The organism is Leptospira alstonii serovar Sichuan str. 79601 (assembly GCF_000347175.1).
Taxonomy (GTDB): domain Bacteria; phylum Spirochaetota; class Leptospiria; order Leptospirales; family Leptospiraceae; genus Leptospira; species Leptospira alstonii.
In genome coordinates, this window is sequence record NZ_ANIK01000015.1 from 21,418 (window position 1) to 41,336 (window position 19,919).

Here is a 19,919-nt window from a genome sequence, read left to right on the forward strand (position 1 = left end):
CTAAAATTTCTCGATCATCAAAAACAAATTCCGAGTATAATCCGTCATCGTCTGAATCATCCAAGATGAAAAGATCACGATCACGATAAAAATCGCCGCGAGTTTGGGGACGAAGGCGATCGTCGGCTCCTGGATCGAGGTGGTCGTCTGTAAAATCCCTACGATCAAACCCACGACCAACGCCGTGAGAAGAATCGGAGACGAAATCTTCAGGGTGATGTAAAGCGAATCCCGTATGAGAGTCATCGCATCGAGTTCCGTCATTTATAACTCCTGACAAGTTCGTACACGATCAGGTTCCATCCGTCCACAAGAACGAACAGAATCAGTTTAAACGGAAGACTGACCATCACGGGCGGCAACATCATAAGACCCATGGAAAGAAGCGCCGAGGCGACAACAAGATCGATTACGATAAACGGAATGAAGATGATGATCCCGATCCAAAAGGCCTTTTTGATTTCGCTTAACATAAACGCGGGAATCAAAACGTAAGAAGGAACGTCGTCGAAAGATTCCACCTTTTCAACCTTTCCGATTTTTAAAAATAAGGCCACGTCTTTGGCGCCCGAGGTTCCGATCTGACGCATCATAAATTCACGGATGGGAACCATTCCCTTTTCAAAAAATGCGTTCGTATCAATCTTACCTTCCAAATACGGAGTTAATGCCCTCTCGTTCACGATATTCAAAGTCGGAGCCATGATAAAGAAGGTCATAAAAAGTGCGAGCCCCATCATCACTTGGTTAGGTGGAAGGTTCTGAATCGAAAGGGCCCTTCTTACGAAATCCAAAACGATCACGATTTTCGTAAAAGAGGTCAGGGACATTACGATCGCGGGCGCCAAGGAAAGAATGGTAACCAAAAACAAAACCATCAGAGAAAGACTCGTTTCTCTCGGACCCTTTGCCTCGTTTACGTTGAAGTTCAAATTCGGAATGGGAATTCGAGTTCCCGAAGATTGAGCCTCCAACGAAGAACCTATGAACAAACCCGCCACGAGCAAGAAGATCCACGTTATGTTCTTGATAAACTTTTTATGTCTCATTTTCACCAAAAGGAATTTTCCCTAAATTTCCGATTTTCCCGTACTATCTCAAATCGAAAAGCCCGCTTTCGAGCGAGCTTGTTTTTTCTTTGAGTTCGTCCAATTTCTTACGGGCCTGCCTTCGTTTTTCTTCCCGAGCGGACCCTCCCTTCTCGTATGTTTCCGGCGGACCCTCCTGATTTCCGGAAATCCGAGAATTCAGGTCCTTGATCTGTTCCAGAACCGTTACCAAAAATCCGCCTTCGGGAGGTTGGAAATTTTCTTTCTTTTGCAGAATCCTATGTTTCACTTCCGCATCTGAAATTTCCGTAATCAAATTGATTCCGTTATCCGCGACTCCGAGAACGAGTAACCTTCCCGAAACCTCCACGATCTGAAGCTGTTTGTTCGGACCCAACATCAGACTGGAAAGGACGTTCATCTCCCCTCGAACCGGAAGACTGCCTTCCCGACTTTTAGATACGTATTTTAGAATATAATAAAGCGCTAAACAAAGTAACCCGAGTATAAAAACGACCCTTAAAAGAGTTCCCGCAACTCCGGGTCCGTCGTCGGCGGGACGATATCTTTCCGCAACCGGATTGGATTCCGGCGGCGCCGATTCCCCGGAGGATTTTGCATCGGAAGCGGAAGTTGTCGTCTCGGATTTTTTTTCTCCGGAATCGTTTTCCGGTTTTTTCCTTTCATCCTTGGAAGAAGACTGACCCAATTCTTTTTTGAGAGCCTCGTCCATCAGCTCCCTTTCGGATTGAGCCGATAAAGAAACAACAGTAAAATGGAATATAATGAAAATCGCAAGAAGTGCGATCCTTCCATCCATTCGGAAGGTTTCGAAAAATCTCACTTACCCTCCGGCTTGATCCGATCGATAGGGCTTACGATATCCGTTACGCGCACCCCGAAGTTTTCGTCGATGACCACAACCTCTCCCTTCGCGATCAGCTTTCCGTTTACCAAAAGATCCACGGGCTCACCCGCGAGTTTGTCCAACTCTATGATGGAACCCTCGCCCAGACCTAGGATATCCTTGATATACATCTTGGTTCTTCCCAGTTCCACTGTGACGCTCATCTGAACGTCCATCAAAAGATTTAAGTTCGGAGTACTAGACGCCCCGCTCGCGGTTCCTAAGTTCGGAAACGCAACCGACTTGACCGACATGGAACCGGCGGACATTCCCATGCCGCCCATCCCACTCATTCCCATCCCACCCATATCGCCGCCGGAACTTCCGGAACGGCGGTATAAGTTCAACAAATCCGCCGCAGTGGAAAGAGAGAGTAAGAATTGAACTCGAAAAGAAGGAATACTTTCGATGGTAAGATTGAAAAAGACTCGAACCAGAGTTTCCCCGTCCGGTAAAACCAGCGCGGCCGGTGAAGTTACGTTTCTGGTTTCGGAGGGAGATCCGTTCACCCCGCCCCCGGTTTTTGTACTGATCTGAGAAATCAAAGCCCCCATCACGGGAGTCAGAGAATCGCGCAGAGTCTGCATCTGAGCTTCGTCCAATTCTCCGGAATCAAAACCGCCCATCATAGAATTTGCGATCTTTACCGCATTTTCCGCGGACATGGTAAGAATGACTCTTCCGTTTACGCTTCCGGAAAGAGTCGAATACAAAAGGAAGGACCCGGATTTCAGTTCGGATTCCACGTCTTTGCGGGACTTGGTTTCCACATTCGGATTTAAGAATGCGGAAGAACGGGAAAGAACGGCGCCTAACGTGTTCCCGGCAACTTGAAAACAGGAAGAAAGAAGATCCGACAGGATATCCCGATCCACGGGGGACATTCCCGGAACTTCTTTTTGTGCGGCCGCGGATGCAACCGTACCCGGGTCAAACGAATCGCTCGCCCCGGCTAATAATGCGTCAATCTCTTCCTGTGAAAGGGAACCTTCACCCATTTTGGGAACTCTCCCGGGAATTTTAGTTAATGGGACATAAGAAAAGGGTTTTTGTCACCTCCTTTTTTTCTTCCCAACCTGATTCCACCCAATTTTCGGGTTAAAACAACCTTTTTTCGAAAAATCCTCTTCTCAACTGTCCCTCTAAAGTGTGAGGTCGCCTCCAAGCCCGTCCGCGAGCATCCGAAGAGAATCGTAAGAATAAATTCCCGTTTGATGATTGTCGCTCCAAACCGGATTGATCGCGTATCTTCCGACTTTGTTAACGGAATAGAGTCGGATCGACTGGATGTTTCCGGTTGTAGTTCCGACCTTTCCTCCGTGCCCGCCCTTACAAACGACACAGGGACAACGTTTTCTCAGATCCAAGGCCTCGAAGACCGAAGTGACTCCGTCCTTCCAGGTGATCTTCAGTTGATTTTCGTCGAAATCAATCCGATCCGGCGTCGTCGCTTTTAAACTGAGTTGTGTCATTCTTTTTTACAATCATCCTTCAATACCGAAACGGTACGGTCAAAATTCCCGATCACTTAGGAAGTTTACACTTCTTCTCTTTAAATTTTCCGATCGCGGTTCCGTATAAAATCTTTTCGTTCACGGTAAGTAAATCGAATTGAAACGTATCTTTTTCCATCAGAAGAATCACGGTCGATCCCATCTCAAAACGTCCGAGCTCGGCTCCCTTATCGATCATGATCGAAACGTCCTTGTATTCGACGGTTCTCGCCGTGCGGATGAGTGTGTTCGTTACGATCTTATTGTCGTATGTCACTCGAATTCTCCCTACGTTGGAAGCGCCCACCTTGATGACCGCTACTTTGCCGTATTCGGTCTGAAGATACGTGATCAATCTTTCGTTTTTCGGAAAAAGTCCTCGAATCCCGAAAACCGCGAGCTCGTTTACAGGAAATAATTTTCCGGGCTCGTAGTAATATCCCAAAATTTTTCCGTACGCGGGAGAATGAATTCTATGATAGTCCTGAGGGGATAGATAGAAAGTGATGTATTTCCCGTTCGTAAAATCGTCTATGTATTTCGAACCGCCTCCGCCCAGCAATTCTTTCAGATTGTAATCCACACCTTTCGCTTGGATGATGATTCTCTGGTTGATATCTCCGTAACCGGTAATCCTTGCGTCCACGGGAGAAACCATCTCGTTGTCGGCGGAATCGATGATTCTTGCCTCCGCCTTTAAGGCTCTTGTGAAAAACGCATTGAGAGAATTGAATTCCTGGATTTCGAGTTCCGCCTCGTCCACGTTGATCTTATACATTCTCGCAAACGCTTTTAAAATCGGGATCATCACAAAACGAGGAAGTCGGGAAGACGCGAGAAGTCCGAACAATCGAGATAATAAGTTTTTAGGGAGAATGGAAAGTAGCAGAAGATAAAAATCCTTTAAGACCTCGTATCTCGCCCCGCTCTCCGTCAAAAAACGTTTCAGCTCGGTTCTCGCGATCTTTTCAAGCAACACGAGCGAGATCAACACAGGAACCGCGGTTATGATTGAGAGAGAATATCCCAGACCGAAGGCTTCGAAAAGAATCCGATCCCCATCCTTCCCATAAAGATAGGCTGCCGCAAGAATCGTAACCAAGAAAAGAATTCTAAAAAAGTTCGCAAATTTTTCTCCGAACACGTAGAGCGCGTTCTGTTCTCCCGTGTAAAACCAACCCGTGATCGAAACGACTCCGAAAAGCAAAAAGGAACCGAAAAATGCGAGGTTCACCGGATTGGTATGTCCTTGAAACAAGGCGTTTAAAAACACGAGCTGCTCTTCCATCTTAAAGGCGCCGTAAGAAGAAAGCGCGTAAATCACAAGAGTCGATACGATAAAACCTTCGAAAAAAGTGGCGAGCATACTCACCAGACCTTGTTTGGCGGGATAATCCGTTCTTACGACTCCGGACAAACCCGCGCTTTTGCCGATCCCGGTTTCGGTGGATACGAAAAAGATTCCGGAAGCCATACTGAAAATCCTTGCAAGAACGAAACTTCCTCCCGCAACCGCGGTCGTCGGCTGAAACGCTTCCTGAAACGTCATCCGCAGAAAATCCTGGAAATTCATTAGGGAATTTTTGAACAAAAAGAAATATCCCGAAAAAAACAATAAAATCCCGATCGGAGCCAAATACGCCGAAATTTTCCCGACCCTTCTGACCCCGCCTAACACGATAAATACGAGAATCACCGATAACAAAAACGGAACCGTCATTCCCGTTACGTCGAAGGCTCGGTTTGCGATATGAGTCACATACAACATCGGGACCGCCCCACCCATCACGAGTACGGTCAAAAGTCCCGCGATCGCAAAACTCACCGCGAGCCATCTCGCCTTAAGAGCGCTTTCGATGAAATACATCGGACCGGAAAGATATCTTCCCGATGCGGTTTTGGTTCTAAAACGAATCGCGAGTGTGGAAGAAACGAATCGAAGAGGCATGATAAAAAAGGAAGCGATCCAAATCCAAACTAAAACTCCCGGTCCTCCGATCATAAGCGCCAGAGCCGATCCGATCACCGCACCCGGTAAGAGGGAAGAAGCGGTTCCGGAAAAGAACGCCTGGGAATGAATCAACCTTCCTCGGGAACCTTTGTAGTCCATGTTGCCCGAAAAAATTTTTACGGCGAGAAATAGGAACCGAAGTTGCGGGAACCGGAGTCGGAACGTTAAGAAGATTCCGATAAAACTCAAGAAGTAGAAAAAGAACTTGAGTAAATCCCAATCGAAAAACTGAAAATAATGAAATTGAAACATGGCCCTACCCGATAGGAAAGAAAATCCGCTTTTTATGGAAGTCCTTGCTAGAAATCCTGTTATTATGCGGACTACCAGCAAAATTTTCGGGATCTCATTTTGTGTCCTACTTTTTTTCCTTTGTCCAAAATCCGTTTTAAAGGCGCAAAGCGAGTTTCCAAAAACAAAGGCCCACTCTTCCAAACCCGCACTTGAAATCCCGGGCCGCGAGGAAGAGAACTGGGAAATCGGACTCAGAGCCGGAATCGGCTACAAGGGAGAAGACAGACTCAATTCCTTTCTGAGAGGTTTTACGGACACGTATGATCCGCGGTTCGCCTCCAAAACGGAACTCGATCCTCCCAAACGTACTACTCAGGGAGAATTTTTTCTTCGTAGAAATATCTCTTCCGAAAGTCGGGTGGGATTCATCGGCGGTTATAGAGAATGGCAAACGTTCGGGTTGAAACAATTTTCTTCCGAACCCTTTTACACGGATCTGAAGTTTAAACTTTCAAATCCTTACTTCCTTTTGGCGTATTGGTACGAATGGAATTACAAACGTTGGATCTTTCAAGGCGGCCTCGGAATCGGAATGTCTCAGGTGTATTGGGATTCCAAAGGTTACGCTACTTCGGGAAAGGAAACCTTCAGCCAAGAAGGTTCTCTTTCGGGAACCGGAATCGAATTTCGTCTGGAGGGAACCGTCAGTAGAAGGATCACAGAGTCCGTAAGTCTTCAACTGGGGATCGCACTTTCTTGGATCAACATTCCTTCCTTATCCGGAACCTTCAACGGAGAGTCGGCGAGTTTTTATCTGAGAGAAAACGGAAACGTGACTCTTCTTACGGAATCCACGAATCAAACCGCGATGTTAGTCACAAACCAATTCTCCCGGAAATTGGAATTTCAAGTTTTGACGACCACGCTCTTTTTGGGAGTCGCCCGAAAGTTTTAAATAACGTTTCCGTTCAAACGTCGAAAGGAGTTTTTTCCCGTTTGTAACGGAGAGGTTTTTTCAAATACTTAATCAAAAGGACTCTGTTTCCTTTTTCGTTGAACTTAACGATGTCGAATACTCGGCGGGTCATTACGATTCCCCGGCCGTGCGTCAAACTCGTTTCATTCAACTTCTCGATGTCTAAGTTTAGAATTTTCTTGGAATCGAAACCGTCCCCCTCGTCCTGGATCAAAAATCCGATCCTACGGGCATTCAAAGAATACGAAACCTTCACGGTCCTGGAATTGTAAAACGGTTCCTTCTGACGTTCCTGAATGAATTCGAGATAACGGCCCTCGTTTAGAGCCTTGGTTTTTTCGTCGAAACCGATCGCAAGATTTCCGTGTTCGATCGAGTTGATGACGATCTCTCGGATGCAAGTTCGAATCGCGATTACGATTTCCGTTCCTACAAAACGGGAAAGATTTACGGTCAAAAGGCGGCTCAAAAGATCCGCGTTTCGGAGATAGTTGTTCAAGGTGAAATGCATGGATTCGTTCACGATAAATTTTGCGAGTATGTCCTCGTTTAGTTCATAAGCTTTTCCTAAAATACCCTTTTTATCCCCGAGATCCAAGAGCTGAAGGCGAACCCGAATCTGTCTCGGCTCCAAAACGAATTTCTGTCTGAACTCCGAGGCGAACTCCGAACTTTTTCCCGTTCTAAAAAGTTCTTCGATTTTTTCCCGAGCCAAAATTTTCGAGTAAGAAGCGTCTCCGGAAACAAAGATCAAGTCCAAAAAATCCCATCCGATCACTTCTTGCGGCTCGAATCCTAAAAGTCTTCCGAGCGACTTGTTCGCGTTTCGAATTTTTCCGCCCGTATCCATGGTAAAAAGAAATTCTTCCGATTCCTCGAAAAGATTTTTAAAACGTTTTTCGGATCGTTCCGCTACGAGTTTTGCAATGTCTAGTTCCTGAATTCTTTCGGATAAAACTTGGGACAAAACCTTCACACGATCGGCCAGACCAAGCCCCATCAAAATCACGTGAAACAAGGAGGCGATCTCCATCACCCAAAACCGCAAGGGGAAATTTTTGAACCAGCCGCTTTGTAAAAATAAAAACAAAATCACACCGGAAAATAAAACTCCCCAGGCAAAAAGAAAATAAAAGGCCCGGTTCCAAACAAGACTTCGAATCCCTTCCATAAAAAGGAGAATCGCACAACCGAAAGTAAAAAATATACCCGCCCAAATTCCGAATCTTTCCGGAAGAGACAAGGAAACGAGGGCGAAAAACAAAAGTAAAGCTTGAGAATATTGGAATATACGAAAGGACATCTTGGAACGTTTTTCCAAGTCCAGATAAACGTTCACGAATAAACACATGAGGGAAATGGAAATCAAAAGAAAGAAAGGAATACTCGAATTCGTCCAATTTACGGCATTCGGCCAAAGAATCTGAAAACCCCAACCTTCCAATACGAACTGAAAAAAGGAAAATCCGAAGATATACAAGGCAAAGTAGAAATTATTTTTTTCCTTTATATACACATACAAAAGAAGATTGTAAAACGCAAGTATCAACATCGAACCGAAAAATAGACCGAACAAGAATTGTTCGAAGATCACTTTTTTGTAAAATCCGACGGCCGAATAGTAACGAAGGGAAAGTTGAATCCTCGAATCCGATTTGATTCTTAAAAAAACGGACTTGTTCGTTTTAGGAAGTCCTACGGATGGAAAGGCCGGATTCCGGTATTGAACCGGCCTGAGCGAAAACGGAATCCCGTCCCCCGCTCGATAAAAAGGGGATTCTCCCTTTTTAAAATCGTAATATTCCACGAGATCCGCGTTGGGAAACTGATATTCTATGACCCAGCGAATCGACCGATCCGAGGAATTCACGACGTTCAATCGGATCCAGACTGCAGAATTCGTATATCCTAATGAACTTATATTCGAAGAATTGAATTTACCTTCCTCCGCCAAGGTTCGGATTTGGGAAAAACTTAAAACTCCGGAAGTATCCTCGTAATATTCGAAAGAATCCCCAAAACCGACGGAAGAATCGTCGATTTGTGCGAGATCGATCGCAGTCAAAGGATAGGAAACGAAGTGGATCCAAAAGACAAACGTATAAATCGTTTTTTTTCGCAGAAACACGACTCCCATGTCACGATTTCAAATGGGATCGTTTCAGATAAAAAACAAAATCCAGGAAAGAATCGCTCCTCCGATCAAAAGAAAACCGATCCGGGATCTTCTTAGGGGACTTCCGTCCAAAACGAGGCCTGTATGTCTGAATCCGTAAAAGACGTATACGACGGCGGGTAAAATTTTCCAAAGAGCCAAGTTTCCGGATTTAAAAAATTTCAACAATAGTAAGGAAAGAACGGTCCAAAGAAAAAATTCCAGAACTCCTAAAACGGTCCTTTGTTTGGATACGACCGGATCGAATTTTGTATATCGGCTTCGATCTATTTCCGCCGGAAGAACGGACGGCCCCAAACTCACGGGTCTCCAGCCGGGAGGTTTGAAAAAAATGAGAACTTTCTCCTTGAAACTTTTCGCTTTTTGCGCCAAAGAAAGAATCTCTTCGTAAACGTGAAAGTTCGTATAAACCGGATCGAACGTTGTCACCGGTTTTGTAAGTCCGTAAATCGGTTCCTCTTCCTCTCTTGCAAAGGACCCGAACATCCGATCCCAAAAAATCAAAATTCCTCCGTGATTCTTATCGATGTATTTGGGATCCCTTCCGTGGTGTACGCGGTGATGCGCCGGTGTGACTAAAATTTCTTCCAAAAATCCGAGCTTTCCGATCAACCTCGTATGGACCCAAAATTGGTAGATTTTTAAAACTCCGTGAGCCAATAAAAACGCCTGCCAAGGAACCCCGCAGAATGCGATCAAAAGATTAAACATATACTCGAAAATTCTCTGAACGCTCGATTGTCGCAGAGCAACGGAAAGATTGAATTCTTCGCTAGAATGATGCGTTACGTGACAGGCCCAGAGAAAATTGATTTCATGGGTCGCCCTATGAAACCAATAATAAACGAAGTCGACGATCAAAAATACGAAAACCCATCCCGCGAGATCCCGGAAGTTCCAACGTATTCCCACGAGATCATCCCACCAAACGGGAGATCCCAAAGGAATTGAGGGAACCCCGAATAAGGTTTGCAAAGAACAGTATATTCTAAACTTCTCATAGATCCAAAGGGAAACGATCGTCACAAGAATTCCGTTCAAGGAGAACAGGATTCCGGTGCTTAAATCGGCGATCGTATCGTTCCAGCGATATACTTTTTTTCCGACGATTTTGGAATATAAAAACTCAAGTCCGATCAAGATCAGAAAAAAAGGCACCGCTAAATCTAGGATGGATCCCTGCATTTCGGTTCAGCCGTTTTGATTGAAAAATTTCGCGATTTTACGAATGATAAATCGAGGTGTGATCCTCACACTCTGAGCCAGTATCTTATTCAAAGCGCCCGAGATCACGACCGGTTTTCCTTTTTTCAGAGCGTCATACCCGATTTCAGCCACGTCTTTTGCGCTCATGATCGGAGCCATGGGACTACTCAAAAGTTTCGAGTTGGTGATCTCCGCCCTTTCAAAAAATTCGGTTTTTGTAGGTCCGGGGCAAAGAGTGGTGATCGTCACTCCGTCCTTATAAACCTCTTCGTAGATCGCTTCCGACAAAGACAACACGTACGCCTTCGTCGCATAATAATTGGCCATGTTCGGTCCGGGTTGAAACGCCGCGATGGACGCCACGTTCAGAATTTTTCCGTTCTTACGTTCCACCATACCCTGTAAAAAGAGATGTGTCAACTCCGCCAAGGAAGTTACGTTCACTTGGATCATCTGAAGTTCCTTTTTCAGATCCATTCGATCGAATCTTCCGTTCGTCCCAAAACCCGCGTTGTTCACGAGAACTTCCACCACCGCTTTGGATTTTTTTGCGAAGTCGAAAATCTTTTTGGGGGCCTTCGGGTCCGCGAGATCCACGGAAAGAATGTCCACCTTTACCTTGTTTAACGATTCGATTTCCTTCTTTACCTTCTTTAAGGTTTTTTCATTCCTTGCGACTAAGATCAGATCGTAACCGTCCGCCGCGATGAGTTTACTGAGCTCGTAGCCGATTCCGACCGTACCGCCCGTAATGATTGCCGTTTTTGTCATTTCCAGTTTCCTTTTGCGGTCGAAATTAATCGCGGGAAAAAAGAGAGAAAGACTTTTTTATGCCGCCGAACTCTTCCGATGCAGTGATAACAACCCCACAAGTTGAGAAGGATTTTGGAATCGGAAGGATCAAAAACTCATATTTTTCAAGTGTTCCGGCAAGAGTGCGGCTTTTTACTTGCAAAAAGTATAATTTTCTGATATAGAAAAGCCTCCCGAGCCTTTCCACTTCCGCCCCACCACCCAAAATCTGGGGAAACTCAATGCAACGCTCTCTACCAACCGGGTTGCAAGATCGATTTTTAAGAATCTATTTTCCAGGTAATAGCTTCTCCGATCCTAAAAAAAACTTTTCCAAAAAAACCCAATCCATAATATTCCTTTCCATGATCAAACTTCACGGCGCAAGCGTCAGCAACTTCGTAAACAAAGTAAAGCTGGGGATTTTAGAAAAAGGATTGGAATACGAACAACTCCGAATCTCCCCTTCTCAAGACGAAGAATTTTTAAAAATCAGTCCGATGGGAAAAATTCCCGTCTTGGAACTGGACGGAAAATTCATATTCGAGTCCGGAGCTATTTTAGAATTTTTAGATACGATTTTTCCGCAATCGCCCAAACTCATCCCCGACGATCCCTGGGAAGCCGCAAGAGTAAGGGAAATCACGACGATTATAGAAACGTATCTGGAAATTCCGGCAAGAAAAGTTCTTCTTCCCGCCACAAGAGGAAAAGAAGTTTCTCCCGAACTGATCGAAGAGGTTCACCCGATTTTAACAAGGGGAATACGGGCTCTTCAAAGGGTGGTTCGATTTTCTCCCTACATCGCCGGGGACGTTTTTACGATGGCGGATTGTTCCGGTTTTGCCCACCTAACAGTGATCGACGAAGAACTGCGACCCTTTTATCCGGACAATCACCCGTTGGATTTATTAAAAGGTTGTAAGGAATATCTTGAATTTATGAAAACCAAAGAAGGCCCTGCGCTCGTGGAAAAGGAAAAACAAACTCTCAGGAAAATTCTCGCAAGAGCCAAAGTAAAAATCCAATGAACGCCGGAAATTCTTACCGCTGATTTTTAAAATTGATTTGACTCTCCCGGTACGGGAAATAGCCTGCTGGTCTTTATGGAACCAGAAAAAGTAATTTCGATCCCGATCCGGGAACTTCCGCATCTCAAAGTTCTCTTGGCGGGTTGGTATAATTTTCTAAAGGAAAATTACGATCAAAAACGGATCGACCAGAACGAATTCAAAGACGCACTTAGAAGCAACGTAGTTTATAACATCGATCAGGATCAGGTAGAAGTGCTTCTCGCGGGAAAGGAATCCCTGCTACAAAGTTTCAGAAAAAGCCTTTCCTAATCTTCAAACTTTCAAGCCGCGTTTTTGAATCCGTAGAGTTTCAGAAGCGATCCTACTTCCGGTCCTCTTCCTAAAAATCGTTTGAAAAGAATCATCGCGTTTTCGCTTCCTCCCCTTTCCAAAATTTCCGTAAAGTATGCGTTGCTGAGTTCCGGATCGAAAATATCCTTATCGACAAACGCAAAAAAGGCGTCCGCGCTCATCACCTCCGCCCATTTATAACTGTAGTATCCCGCCGCGTAACCTCCCGGGAAAATATGCGAAAATCCGTTTTGAAAACGATTGTATTCGGGTGGAATCACAACCGCGACCTCTTTGCGAACCTTTCCGAGAATGGAATGAACTTCCTCTTCCGTATAACTTTTTTCGTGAATGAGGATGTCGAACAGGGAAAACTCGAGTTGTCTTACGATTCCCATCGCGGAAAGGAAGTTTTTGGTCTCATTGAGTTTTGCGATCATGGAATCCGGAATCGTCTCGCCGGTTATATAATGTTTTCCGAATATCTTTAAAACGCGCGCCGTAGTCGCAAAGTTTTCCAAAAACTGGGACGGAAACTCCACCGCGTCCCACTCGACTCCGTTTATCCCGCTGACCGGAGGTTCTTCTATCTTTGTACAAAGGTGATGTAACGCGTGTCCCATCTCGTGAAAAAAAGTGATCACGTCCCTGTGTTTCAAAAGAGAGGGAGACGTGCTCGTGGAAACCGGAAAGTTGCAGACAACGAACGCCGTCGGAAGAATCTCCCGGCCGCCGATCCGATTTCTGGAATGCCAGTTGTGCATCCAAGCCCCGCCCTGTTTGTCCTTGCGCGCTTCCAAATCGACATACAAACGGGAAAGAAGTTTTCCCGCTTTATAAAGATCGTAGACCTGAACCTTTTCTTCCCAGACCCGAGCGGAAGTTTTACGAAATTCCAAACCGAAAAGTTCATTCAAAAATTGGAATGTTCCGGAAACGACTCTGTCCTTTTCGAAATAAGGACGGGTTTCCTCTTCGTCGAAATCGAATCTGGATTTCATCAACTTCTCGCTCGCAAAGGCCGTATCGTAGGCCTGAAGAGAATCGATTCCCAGGGTTTTTGCGAAGTTCGAAAGATCGACAAATTCTTGTTCGGCGATCGGCTTTGCCTGCTCGGCGAGATCTCTTAAGAATTTTAGAACCGTTTTTCCGGAATCGGCCACCTTAGTCGCCAAAGAAAGTTCCACGTAATCGGGATAACCGAGCAGTTTTGCGAGTTCGCTCCTTAAGGCAAGAATCTCCTGGATCAGTTTTCCGTTCTGAGGGGCCCTGGTAGTATAAGCCTTATATAAGGATTCTCGAATGGAGCGATTGGGTCCGTGAGTCATATAAGCCGTGTAACTCGGCATTTGAAGGGTGAAACGAAATTTACCGTCCTCCGTTCTAGCGGCGTTCAAGTCGGATTCGGGAATTCCCTCCACGTCTTCGCGACGATCCAAGACGAGTTCGAAGGAGTTTGTCGCATCGAGCAGATTTTGGGAGAATCGATTATCCAGATCGGAAAGGCGAATCTGAATCTCTTGAATTCTTTTTTTGATTTCCGTAGGAAGTCCGATTCCGCTCAACTTAAACTGTATGATGGAATCTTGAAGCGTTTTTTTCCTCGGAACGCTCAGAGTATTTTCTTCGTTTTTTAGAATTTCCTGATATACGAGATTCAACTCCTCGTTTTGTCCCAGATCGGAATAAAAAGCGGTGATCTCCGGAAGCACTTCCGTATAAAGGGCCTGAATTTCCTTGGAATTTTTTACGCTATTGAGATGGGCGAGAATCGTAAATTCCGCCTGCATCTCTTGAAAAAGATCGTTTAAAGGACGAATAACGTGCTCGTAAGTTCTTTCCTTTTTGGAAAGTAGAATCGGAAGTTCCTCCCGAATCGTTTTGATCTTTTCCAAGATGGAATTTTTAGTCTTTTCGGGATCGTCTGTTTTGAATTCGGGTAGCATTTCTTCCGCCAATTTCCTTTTACCCTTCGAAACTTCATCCACTTTTTACGAGATTAAAAAACCGAACGGACTGTTTCGAATTTCTTCCAGCCCGATCGGTTTCGTTTCCTGTTTGACTCGGTCGGGTTATATTTTATAACACGAATCTATGTTTGCCTCTCCTCTTCTGCGATTCGGATTTTTCATTTTTCTTTTAGCGGGATGTTCACACGCAAAAAACGAACTTCCCGTCTTTTCCCAAAATTTGGAATGTTCGCGGGAGGAACTTCCTCTTTTTATCCAGCCGACCCGGGATATCGAGGACGGAAACGGATTGGAAATCATCTATTGCAATCGAAGAGAAACTCCTTCCGGAAAAAAAATCGAACTGAGTCTCGTCTTTCAAGACGAGCGACATCCGTCCTTTTGGAAGGATGAAGTTTATAGAATCTATAGAGGTTTTAAATACGGCAGACATAAAGACATTGAAAGTATTCGTCTGCATTTTTCGGAAACGGGAGAATTGTCGACGGTGCATCTCAAGAACGTTTATTCCGGCGAACAGAGATTTGCCGAAGATCCGGTGCGTCATTTCGATTCCGTTTTGAAATCGGAACAACTGATGAAAGAGGAACGGAAGCCCGTTCTATTTATCAATACTTGGAATCATATGCTTTCGGAAAAGGATCTGAATCCGGAACTCTCCAAAAAAAAATTGGATTCGGTTGAACTCCGCACCGGAAGCAGAGAAGAACTCGACGCGTTTTATTCCGGAAAATAAAACACTTTTCCGAAAGATCAGTTTCGCAAGACTGGAAAAAATCGAAAACACCAAGAGGCCTTATATGACCAAAATTCCAAACAAACCTTTTGCGGAGTTGGCGCCGAACACTGCGGTTTCCAAAGATCAGGTAAAACGGAATATTTACGGAAGATATCTGGAAGAATTTACGGAAGGGGAAATTTTCGAACACCCTAGAGAGATCACGATCGACAGAGCCTTTGCTCAGGAATTTGCAACCGTGTTTATGGACGCAAACCCTCTTTTCTTGTCCGCGGCTTACGCGCAAGCGCACGGCTTTCAGGATATGTTGGTTTCCTCGCTTCAAGTTTTTAACATCGCCCTTTCTCTCGGAGTTCAAAACGATTCCGAAAAAGCACTCGCAAATCTAGGCTACTACAACGTTCAATTTTTAAAACCCGTTTATCCGGGAGATACTCTTTCCGCAAAAACCAAAATATTAAAAATTGATGATAAAGGCGCGGACAAACCCGGAATCGTAAGCGTCCGTACGATTTGTTTGAACCAAAAGAAAGAATTGGTTCTACAGTATGAAAGAAAGATCATGATCTATCGTTCCAACGGAAAACCGAAAGGAACTCCGAAGCCGGTTGTCAAAGAAGCCTTCTTTCCCGAAACGGACAACCCCGTAATCGAACTTCCTTCCCTCAAGTTTCCGACCGAATTCAAATCCTCGACTTGGTCTGATACTTACTTCGAGAACTTTCAACCGGGCCAGATCTACATTCATCAAAACGGAAGAACGATCACCGACGAACATTTTTCTTGGACTTACAGAGTCGGAAACACACACCCGCTTCACTACGATAAATTGTATTCCGCAGGAATCTCGGGTCCGATGGGCGGGGAACCGGTCGTCTACGGCGGTCTCGTCTTTGCGTGGTTATGCGGAATGGCGTCCAGAGATATCACCGAAAACATGATCTGGGATCTCGGATTCACGGAAGGTTATCACACCCAACCTTCCTTCAGCGGGGACACTGTAACGGCGATTACCCGAGTTTTGGCAGTCGAAGACCGAGGAAACGATTTCGGAATTCCTGCGGGTGCGGTTCATCTCCAAATCATCGGTTTGAAAAACATAAAGGCGAACGACGCTTTCGATAAATTCGGAGAGGACCTTTTTCTAAAAGAGAACGATAAGAAAAAACACGGAAAGGAAAAACTCGCCGAAAAGATTTTCGAAATCGAAAGAAAAATTCTGATCAAGAAAAAAGGTTAATTTTTCGGTCGCTTTCAATTTTAGGATATAAAAATCGAGAGCGAAATTTTCACCGCGATCTCTTTCGGGCGATTGCGCAGCTCTCATCGAAAGCCTCCGTCTAAGACGGGGGCTTTTATGTTTTCAGAATCAAATAAGAACTTTTCCCAAAATCCGTCGAACGCTAATAGAAACAAAACGCCTTAGTTTCACAAAAATGTTCGGCTTCACCAGCATTTAGGTCTTTTAACTCCTAATTTTGTTCATCAAGCTGCCTGATTTCTGCCAACATGATTTTAGGACTTTACATTGTTGTAAAAGCAGGAACTCCCGAATTACAGAAAAACACCTGACATCTAACTCCTATTCACTGATCCCTAATATCCTGATCCCTAGAACGCTCCTGCAAATTTCCTTTGAGGTTTTGGAACAAACACTTAGATCGACGTCGGGATTCTTTACAACATTTTAAAAATGAGGACTCCGATTGGAAAGGCTGATCGTCAAGACGATGGTGCGACCTTACTTTTCTTCCCGCCCAAAACTTCCACCATCTCCGTTTTCAGTTCTTGAAAGTATTCGTGTTTCCCGGTAATCCGAAAAAGTTGAGAGCTCCCTTGAAAAAGTTTCAGAATTTTTTTGGCTGCGGAGAGAGAATTCAGAGCGGAATCCAGATGCCCTTTTTTCTTTTCGGATTCGAAATAAGATTCAAAAACTTGAATCCAGTTATGTAAAATTCTTTCGGCCACGAGTTCGAATTCTTCGTTTCTTTCCTCCACGCTGTTTAAAAAACGAGCGATCGGGCAACCGATAAACTTTCCGCTTTTCACTTGTTTTAACAAAAGTGAATTCCAAGTATGAATGAATTCTTCCCAAGATGCGGAACGTTCCATCATCCTTTGCAGACCGTTTTCAAAATTCTCCCCTTGCAATTTTAAGTATTCCAGAGCGATTTCTTCCTTGGATTGAAAGTAACGATAAAAACTGGCCTTATGAGTTCCGGAATCGGCAATCAACTGATTTGTGGAAGTCCCCGAATATCCCCTCTGATAAAAAAGATCCAATGCGGAAGTCATCAGGCGATCGTACGGATTACTTTGTTTGTCGAAATTTTGAGCCATTCTAAAAATCAGAATCCATAAGTCCGAAAAATGTTCAACAATAACTAAAAAAATGATAGACTTAATAGTCTATTTTAATTCCATCAAGAATAGACCAAATAGTCTACAAAGGAAGTCACATATGTCGGAACTCATTCTCACCCAAAAAAAAGGACACGTTTTACATATCATTTTCAATCGTCCCGAAGAAAGAAACGCGTTCAACGTCGATATGCTCTTCGCTTTGAGCCGGGCCTACGATCAGATGGAAGCGGATCCAGAAGTCAGAGTCGGTCTCGTCTACGCAAACGGAAAACATTTCACCCTCGGACTGGATCTTAAGAACGTCGCTGAATTTTTAAGAAAGGAGAGAAGATTTCCCCTTCCTCCGGAAAGCGTTAATCCCTGGGGAACGACGGGCCGAATTCGAACCAAACCGGTCGTAGTTGCCGTTCACGGAATGTGTATCACCTTGGGAATCGAACTTATGCTCGCAAGCGACATTCGAATCGCCGCCAAACGCGCGTTATTCGGACAAGTGGAAGTACAAAGGGGAATTTTCCCTTTCGGCGGGGGAACGATGCGTTGGCCGGCGCAATGCGGCTGGGGAAACGCTATGAAATACATTCTCACGGGGGAAGCTTTCGAGGCCGACGAAGCCTTTCGTATCGGGCTCGTTCAGGAAGTCGTGGAAAAGAACGAACTGATTGAAAGAGGAATCTGGTTCGCCGAAAAAATCGCAGCCCAGGCTCCGCTCGGAGTTTACGCGACTCTAAAGTCCGCCTTAGATTCCATTAGGATTGGAGAATTCCAAGCGGCGGAAGACTTATTTCCGCAAATTTTGACTCTGATGGATACGGAAGACGCGAAAGAAGGACTCGCTTCCTTTGTGGAAAAAAGACAGGCGGTATTTAAAGGAAAATGAATATTCTATAAATCGATTCTGCTTTTCTAAATTACAAACTAAGGTGAGCTATGAAACGAATCGTATTCAAGAAAAGGAATGTTTTAGAATGGGAAAACGTCCCTGAACCGTCCATCGAAGGCGAAAATCAGGCAATCGTTAAACCGATTGCCGTTTCCCGTTGCGACCTGGATCTCGCCATCATAAAAGGTCACACTCCTTTTCGTCCCGGATTTCCGATCGGCCACGAGTTCGTCGGAGTGATCGAAGAAACGAGTCCCGAAATCGCAAACAAATTTCCGAAAGGTTCCAAGGTAATCATTCCCTTTCAAATTTCCTGCGGTCTCTGTCCCGATTGTAGGGAAGGTCATTCCAAGGCCTGCACGACTGTTCCTTACGGTCACTACGGTATGGGGCCTTCCGCAAAAGAATTCGGCGGAGCCTTATCCGAAAAAATCCGGATTCTCCCGTGATGATCCTGGGCGGGTTGGCTTCGAGTATCGGTCTTTATTCCGCTTCTCTCGCGGTCGGAATGGGCGCGTCCGAAGTTTTGTATCTGGATAACGATCCGGAAAGACTGAAAATCGCGGAGAATCTGGGAGCGACAGCCGTTTCCTATACGACTCTCCCTAAGGCCTGGAATAAAAAATTTCCTTTGATCGCGGACTGTCACGGTCTCAAAGAAGGAATGGATTTTTCTTTAAAATCCCTTTGTACGGAAGGAATCTACGGCACCGCTTCCATATTCTGGACGAATAAATTAGAAATTCCTTATTTAGAATTGTATAATACCGGCGCGACCTTGAAAATCGGCCGGGTCGATTCGAGAGAACATATTCCTTTGATTTTAAATAAGATCGCCGAGAAAAAAATTGAACCGGAGAAAATCGTAACCAGAACCTGCTCCTTCGAAGACGCGAAAGACGCCTGGTTCGAACCCGCGATCAAATTGGTCGTAAAGATGGACGTTTAAACTTTGAAATCGATTCGCCGCCTCGTGTTTCGTTATTTTAACGCGACTTCGGTTTAACCGATGCGAAAGCGATTGAAGCGAGATCAACAAATCGGAACGACAAAAAAATTTCGCCTTTCGGGCGAATATTCTTCTCTCACTTTTTTTCGTAAATCCCGTCCGTTATACCGAGTTGCGGAACCGCTTCGGGTATGGACCTTCTTTTACTTTCTTGCGAGAAAAAAATTCAATCCTCTTTGAATGAAGGAACGGTTGGCACCGATTCCCTTTTGATTCCGATGAGTTATTGGAACCGGCTGGATGCGCTTCAGAAGAAGGCCCTTTCCAAAAAACTTCCCTTTTTACTGAAGAGATATACGAAGTATGTCGCTTCCTTGGATCGCCTTCATTGGAGGGCCGGGAAGATCAAATACAACTGGGGCGTGGGCGAGTTGAAGAAGATGACGATTCATGTGAATTCGGGGGTTTGGGCGGTTTTGGGTGCTTTGGCAGCCGCGCACGGGGTTTCCAGATGTTTTCTTTTTAATTATCTTCTTTGGTTGGAAGACGTCGGAGTCGGGGATTCTATCGTGAATACGATGAACCGGGGAGTTCCTCAATTTCACGGGACCTACAAGATGACTTGGACCTTAAATCTACGAAAAAATCAAATTTCCAGGGCCCTATTCTTCGAACCCAACCCGATCACGAGCGAACATTTGTATTTCTTACCAAAACCCGACCTCTAAAAAACCGTCTCACTCGCGTTAAACGACAAAAATCCGGGTCCTCAAAACGCGTGAGCGATCGAGGTGGAAATACTGCAA

General features: G+C 44.9%; 17 protein-coding genes and 3 pseudogenes. 8 read left to right on the forward strand and 12 right to left on the reverse strand.

Features of this window, described 5'->3' with window-relative positions; genetic code table 11:
- The 7 genes and pseudogenes from fliQ to asd all read right to left on the reverse strand — a co-directional run bounded on the left by fliQ (position 1) and on the right by asd (position 5,712).
- Positions 1 to 264 (reverse strand): flagellar biosynthesis protein FliQ, encoded by a 264-nt coding sequence (fliQ, locus tag LEP1GSC194_RS03440; RefSeq protein WP_020772328.1) that lies wholly within the window; start codon positions 262 to 264, stop codon positions 1 to 3.
- Positions 261 to 1,055 (reverse strand): flagellar type III secretion system pore protein FliP, encoded by a 795-nt coding sequence (gene fliP / locus LEP1GSC194_RS03445; RefSeq protein WP_036041268.1) that lies wholly within the window; start codon positions 1,053 to 1,055, stop codon positions 261 to 263. Before fliP ends, fliQ begins: the two co-directional genes overlap by 4 nt.
- Before the next feature lie 37 nt (positions 1,056 to 1,092).
- A pseudogene (gene fliO / locus LEP1GSC194_RS03450) lies at positions 1,093 to 1,641 on the reverse strand (flagellar biosynthetic protein FliO); the annotation flags it as partial.
- 53 nt (positions 1,642 to 1,694) lie between these two features.
- Positions 1,695 to 1,869, reverse strand: a pseudogene (locus LEP1GSC194_RS23530) (flagellar biosynthetic protein FliO); the annotation flags it as partial.
- 20 nt (positions 1,870 to 1,889) lie between these two features.
- Positions 1,890 to 2,954, reverse strand: a complete 1,065-nt coding sequence (gene fliN / locus LEP1GSC194_RS03455; RefSeq protein WP_020772323.1) for a flagellar motor switch protein FliN — start codon at positions 2,952 to 2,954, stop codon at positions 1,890 to 1,892.
- A 144-nt stretch (positions 2,955 to 3,098) separates the two neighbouring features.
- Positions 3,099 to 3,428: a DUF971 domain-containing protein gene (locus tag LEP1GSC194_RS03460; protein WP_017809480.1), complete on the reverse strand. Its 330-nt coding sequence runs from the start codon at positions 3,426 to 3,428 to the stop codon at positions 3,099 to 3,101.
- A 52-nt stretch (positions 3,429 to 3,480) separates the two neighbouring features.
- Positions 3,481 to 5,712: an archaetidylserine decarboxylase gene (gene asd, locus LEP1GSC194_RS03465; protein ID WP_017809481.1), complete on the reverse strand. Its 2,232-nt coding sequence runs from the start codon at positions 5,710 to 5,712 to the stop codon at positions 3,481 to 3,483.
- Positions 5,713 to 5,776: 64 nt separating this feature from the next.
- Here asd and LEP1GSC194_RS03470 point away from each other — a divergent pair, with 64 nt between their 5' ends.
- A complete protein-coding gene (locus LEP1GSC194_RS03470) occupies positions 5,777 to 6,649 on the forward strand; it encodes an LIC_11366 family protein (protein ID WP_020772326.1) in 873 nt (290 codons plus the stop codon).
- A gap of 13 nt (positions 6,650 to 6,662) precedes the next feature.
- Here LEP1GSC194_RS03470 and LEP1GSC194_RS03475 read toward each other — a convergent pair whose 3' ends face one another.
- From LEP1GSC194_RS03475 to LEP1GSC194_RS03485, 3 genes are read right to left on the reverse strand one after another with little or no spacing between them, the layout of a single operon-like run.
- The gene (locus tag LEP1GSC194_RS03475; protein WP_020772322.1) at positions 6,663 to 8,807 is read right to left on the reverse strand and encodes a 7TM diverse intracellular signaling domain-containing protein; all 2,145 of its coding nucleotides are present in this window, start codon (positions 8,805 to 8,807) and stop codon (positions 6,663 to 6,665) included.
- Between the two features lie 24 nt (positions 8,808 to 8,831).
- Positions 8,832 to 10,031, reverse strand: coding sequence for a sterol desaturase family protein (locus LEP1GSC194_RS03480; protein WP_020772313.1), 1,200 nt, complete (start codon positions 10,029 to 10,031; stop codon positions 8,832 to 8,834).
- 6 nt (positions 10,032 to 10,037) lie between these two features.
- Positions 10,038 to 10,823, reverse strand: coding sequence for an SDR family NAD(P)-dependent oxidoreductase (locus LEP1GSC194_RS03485; RefSeq protein ID WP_020772329.1), 786 nt, complete (start codon positions 10,821 to 10,823; stop codon positions 10,038 to 10,040).
- Positions 10,824 to 11,209: 386 nt separating this feature from the next.
- On the opposite strand from LEP1GSC194_RS03485, the gene LEP1GSC194_RS03495 reads away from it, so the two are divergent.
- Together LEP1GSC194_RS03495 and LEP1GSC194_RS03500 are read left to right on the forward strand one after the other, a co-directional pair.
- Positions 11,210 to 11,875 (forward strand): glutathione S-transferase family protein, encoded by a 666-nt coding sequence (locus tag LEP1GSC194_RS03495; protein ID WP_036041274.1) that lies wholly within the window; start codon positions 11,210 to 11,212, stop codon positions 11,873 to 11,875.
- A 75-nt stretch (positions 11,876 to 11,950) separates the two neighbouring features.
- On the forward strand, positions 11,951 to 12,187 hold the full coding sequence (locus LEP1GSC194_RS03500; RefSeq protein ID WP_017809055.1) for a hypothetical protein: 237 nt from the start codon (positions 11,951 to 11,953) through the stop codon (positions 12,185 to 12,187).
- An 11-nt stretch (positions 12,188 to 12,198) separates the two neighbouring features.
- On the opposite strand, the gene LEP1GSC194_RS03505 is transcribed toward LEP1GSC194_RS03500, so the two are convergent.
- A complete protein-coding gene (locus tag LEP1GSC194_RS03505; RefSeq protein ID WP_020772310.1) occupies positions 12,199 to 14,154 on the reverse strand; it encodes a M3 family metallopeptidase in 1,956 nt (651 codons plus the stop codon).
- A 148-nt stretch (positions 14,155 to 14,302) separates the two neighbouring features.
- Here LEP1GSC194_RS03505 and lsa23 point away from each other — a divergent pair, with 148 nt between their 5' ends.
- Positions 14,303 to 14,914 carry a surface adhesion protein Lsa23 gene (gene lsa23 / locus LEP1GSC194_RS03510; protein ID WP_017809059.1) on the forward strand — a complete coding sequence of 204 codons (612 nt, stop codon included), beginning with the start codon at positions 14,303 to 14,305 and terminating at the stop codon, positions 14,912 to 14,914.
- 64 nt (positions 14,915 to 14,978) lie between these two features.
- Positions 14,979 to 16,157, forward strand: coding sequence for a MaoC family dehydratase (locus LEP1GSC194_RS03515; protein ID WP_020772315.1), 1,179 nt, complete (start codon positions 14,979 to 14,981; stop codon positions 16,155 to 16,157).
- Between the two features lie 482 nt (positions 16,158 to 16,639).
- Here the strand turns inward: LEP1GSC194_RS03515 and LEP1GSC194_RS03520 are convergent, their stop codons facing one another.
- Complete coding sequence (locus tag LEP1GSC194_RS03520; RefSeq protein ID WP_017809061.1) at positions 16,640 to 17,257, reverse strand: TetR/AcrR family transcriptional regulator; 618 nt, start codon at positions 17,255 to 17,257, stop codon at positions 16,640 to 16,642.
- 121 nt (positions 17,258 to 17,378) lie between these two features.
- On the opposite strand from LEP1GSC194_RS03520, the gene LEP1GSC194_RS03525 reads away from it, so the two are divergent.
- The 3 genes and pseudogenes from LEP1GSC194_RS03525 (at position 17,379) to LEP1GSC194_RS03535 (ending at position 19,841) form a co-directional block, all read left to right on the forward strand.
- The gene (locus LEP1GSC194_RS03525; RefSeq protein ID WP_020772314.1) at positions 17,379 to 18,161 is read left to right on the forward strand and encodes a crotonase/enoyl-CoA hydratase family protein; all 783 of its coding nucleotides are present in this window, start codon (positions 17,379 to 17,381) and stop codon (positions 18,159 to 18,161) included.
- A 50-nt stretch (positions 18,162 to 18,211) separates the two neighbouring features.
- Positions 18,212 to 19,113, forward strand: a pseudogene (locus LEP1GSC194_RS03530) (alcohol dehydrogenase catalytic domain-containing protein).
- Positions 19,114 to 19,304: 191 nt separating this feature from the next.
- Entirely contained in the window at positions 19,305 to 19,841 is a 537-nt protein-coding gene (locus tag LEP1GSC194_RS03535; RefSeq protein ID WP_020772307.1) for a DUF1564 domain-containing protein, read from the forward strand.
- The last annotated feature ends 78 nt before the right edge of the window (positions 19,842 to 19,919 follow it).

Excerpts from the sequence above, each read along its gene's own strand:
- fliN (WP_020772323.1), bottom strand. The coding sequence starts at position 2,954 with ATGGGTGAAGGTTCCCTTTCACAGGAAGAGATTGACGCATTATTAGCC.
- LEP1GSC194_RS03535 (WP_020772307.1), top strand. The coding sequence starts at position 19,305 with ATGGACCTTCTTTTACTTTCTTGCGAGAAAAAAATTCAATCCTCTTTG.
- LEP1GSC194_RS03480 (WP_020772313.1), bottom strand. The coding sequence starts at position 10,031 with ATGCAGGGATCCATCCTAGATTTAGCGGTGCCTTTTTTTCTGATCTTG.
- LEP1GSC194_RS03475 (WP_020772322.1), bottom strand. The coding sequence starts at position 8,807 with ATGGGAGTCGTGTTTCTGCGAAAAAAAACGATTTATACGTTTGTCTTT.
- LEP1GSC194_RS03520 (WP_017809061.1), bottom strand. The coding sequence starts at position 17,257 with ATGGCTCAAAATTTCGACAAACAAAGTAATCCGTACGATCGCCTGATG.
- LEP1GSC194_RS03500 (WP_017809055.1), top strand. The coding sequence starts at position 11,951 with ATGGAACCAGAAAAAGTAATTTCGATCCCGATCCGGGAACTTCCGCAT.
- LEP1GSC194_RS03515 (WP_020772315.1), top strand. The coding sequence starts at position 14,979 with ATGACCAAAATTCCAAACAAACCTTTTGCGGAGTTGGCGCCGAACACT.
- LEP1GSC194_RS03460 (WP_017809480.1), bottom strand. The coding sequence starts at position 3,428 with ATGACACAACTCAGTTTAAAAGCGACGACGCCGGATCGGATTGATTTC.
- LEP1GSC194_RS03470 (WP_020772326.1), top strand. The coding sequence starts at position 5,777 with ATGCGGACTACCAGCAAAATTTTCGGGATCTCATTTTGTGTCCTACTT.
- asd (WP_017809481.1), bottom strand. The coding sequence starts at position 5,712 with ATGTTTCAATTTCATTATTTTCAGTTTTTCGATTGGGATTTACTCAAG.
- LEP1GSC194_RS03525 (WP_020772314.1), top strand. The coding sequence starts at position 17,379 with ATGTCGGAACTCATTCTCACCCAAAAAAAAGGACACGTTTTACATATC.
- LEP1GSC194_RS03495 (WP_036041274.1), top strand. The coding sequence starts at position 11,210 with ATGATCAAACTTCACGGCGCAAGCGTCAGCAACTTCGTAAACAAAGTA.
- LEP1GSC194_RS03505 (WP_020772310.1), bottom strand. The coding sequence starts at position 14,154 with ATGCTACCCGAATTCAAAACAGACGATCCCGAAAAGACTAAAAATTCC.
- LEP1GSC194_RS03485 (WP_020772329.1), bottom strand. The coding sequence starts at position 10,823 with ATGACAAAAACGGCAATCATTACGGGCGGTACGGTCGGAATCGGCTAC.
- fliQ (WP_020772328.1), bottom strand. The coding sequence starts at position 264 with ATGACGGAACTCGATGCGATGACTCTCATACGGGATTCGCTTTACATC.
- lsa23 (WP_017809059.1), top strand. The coding sequence starts at position 14,303 with ATGTTTGCCTCTCCTCTTCTGCGATTCGGATTTTTCATTTTTCTTTTA.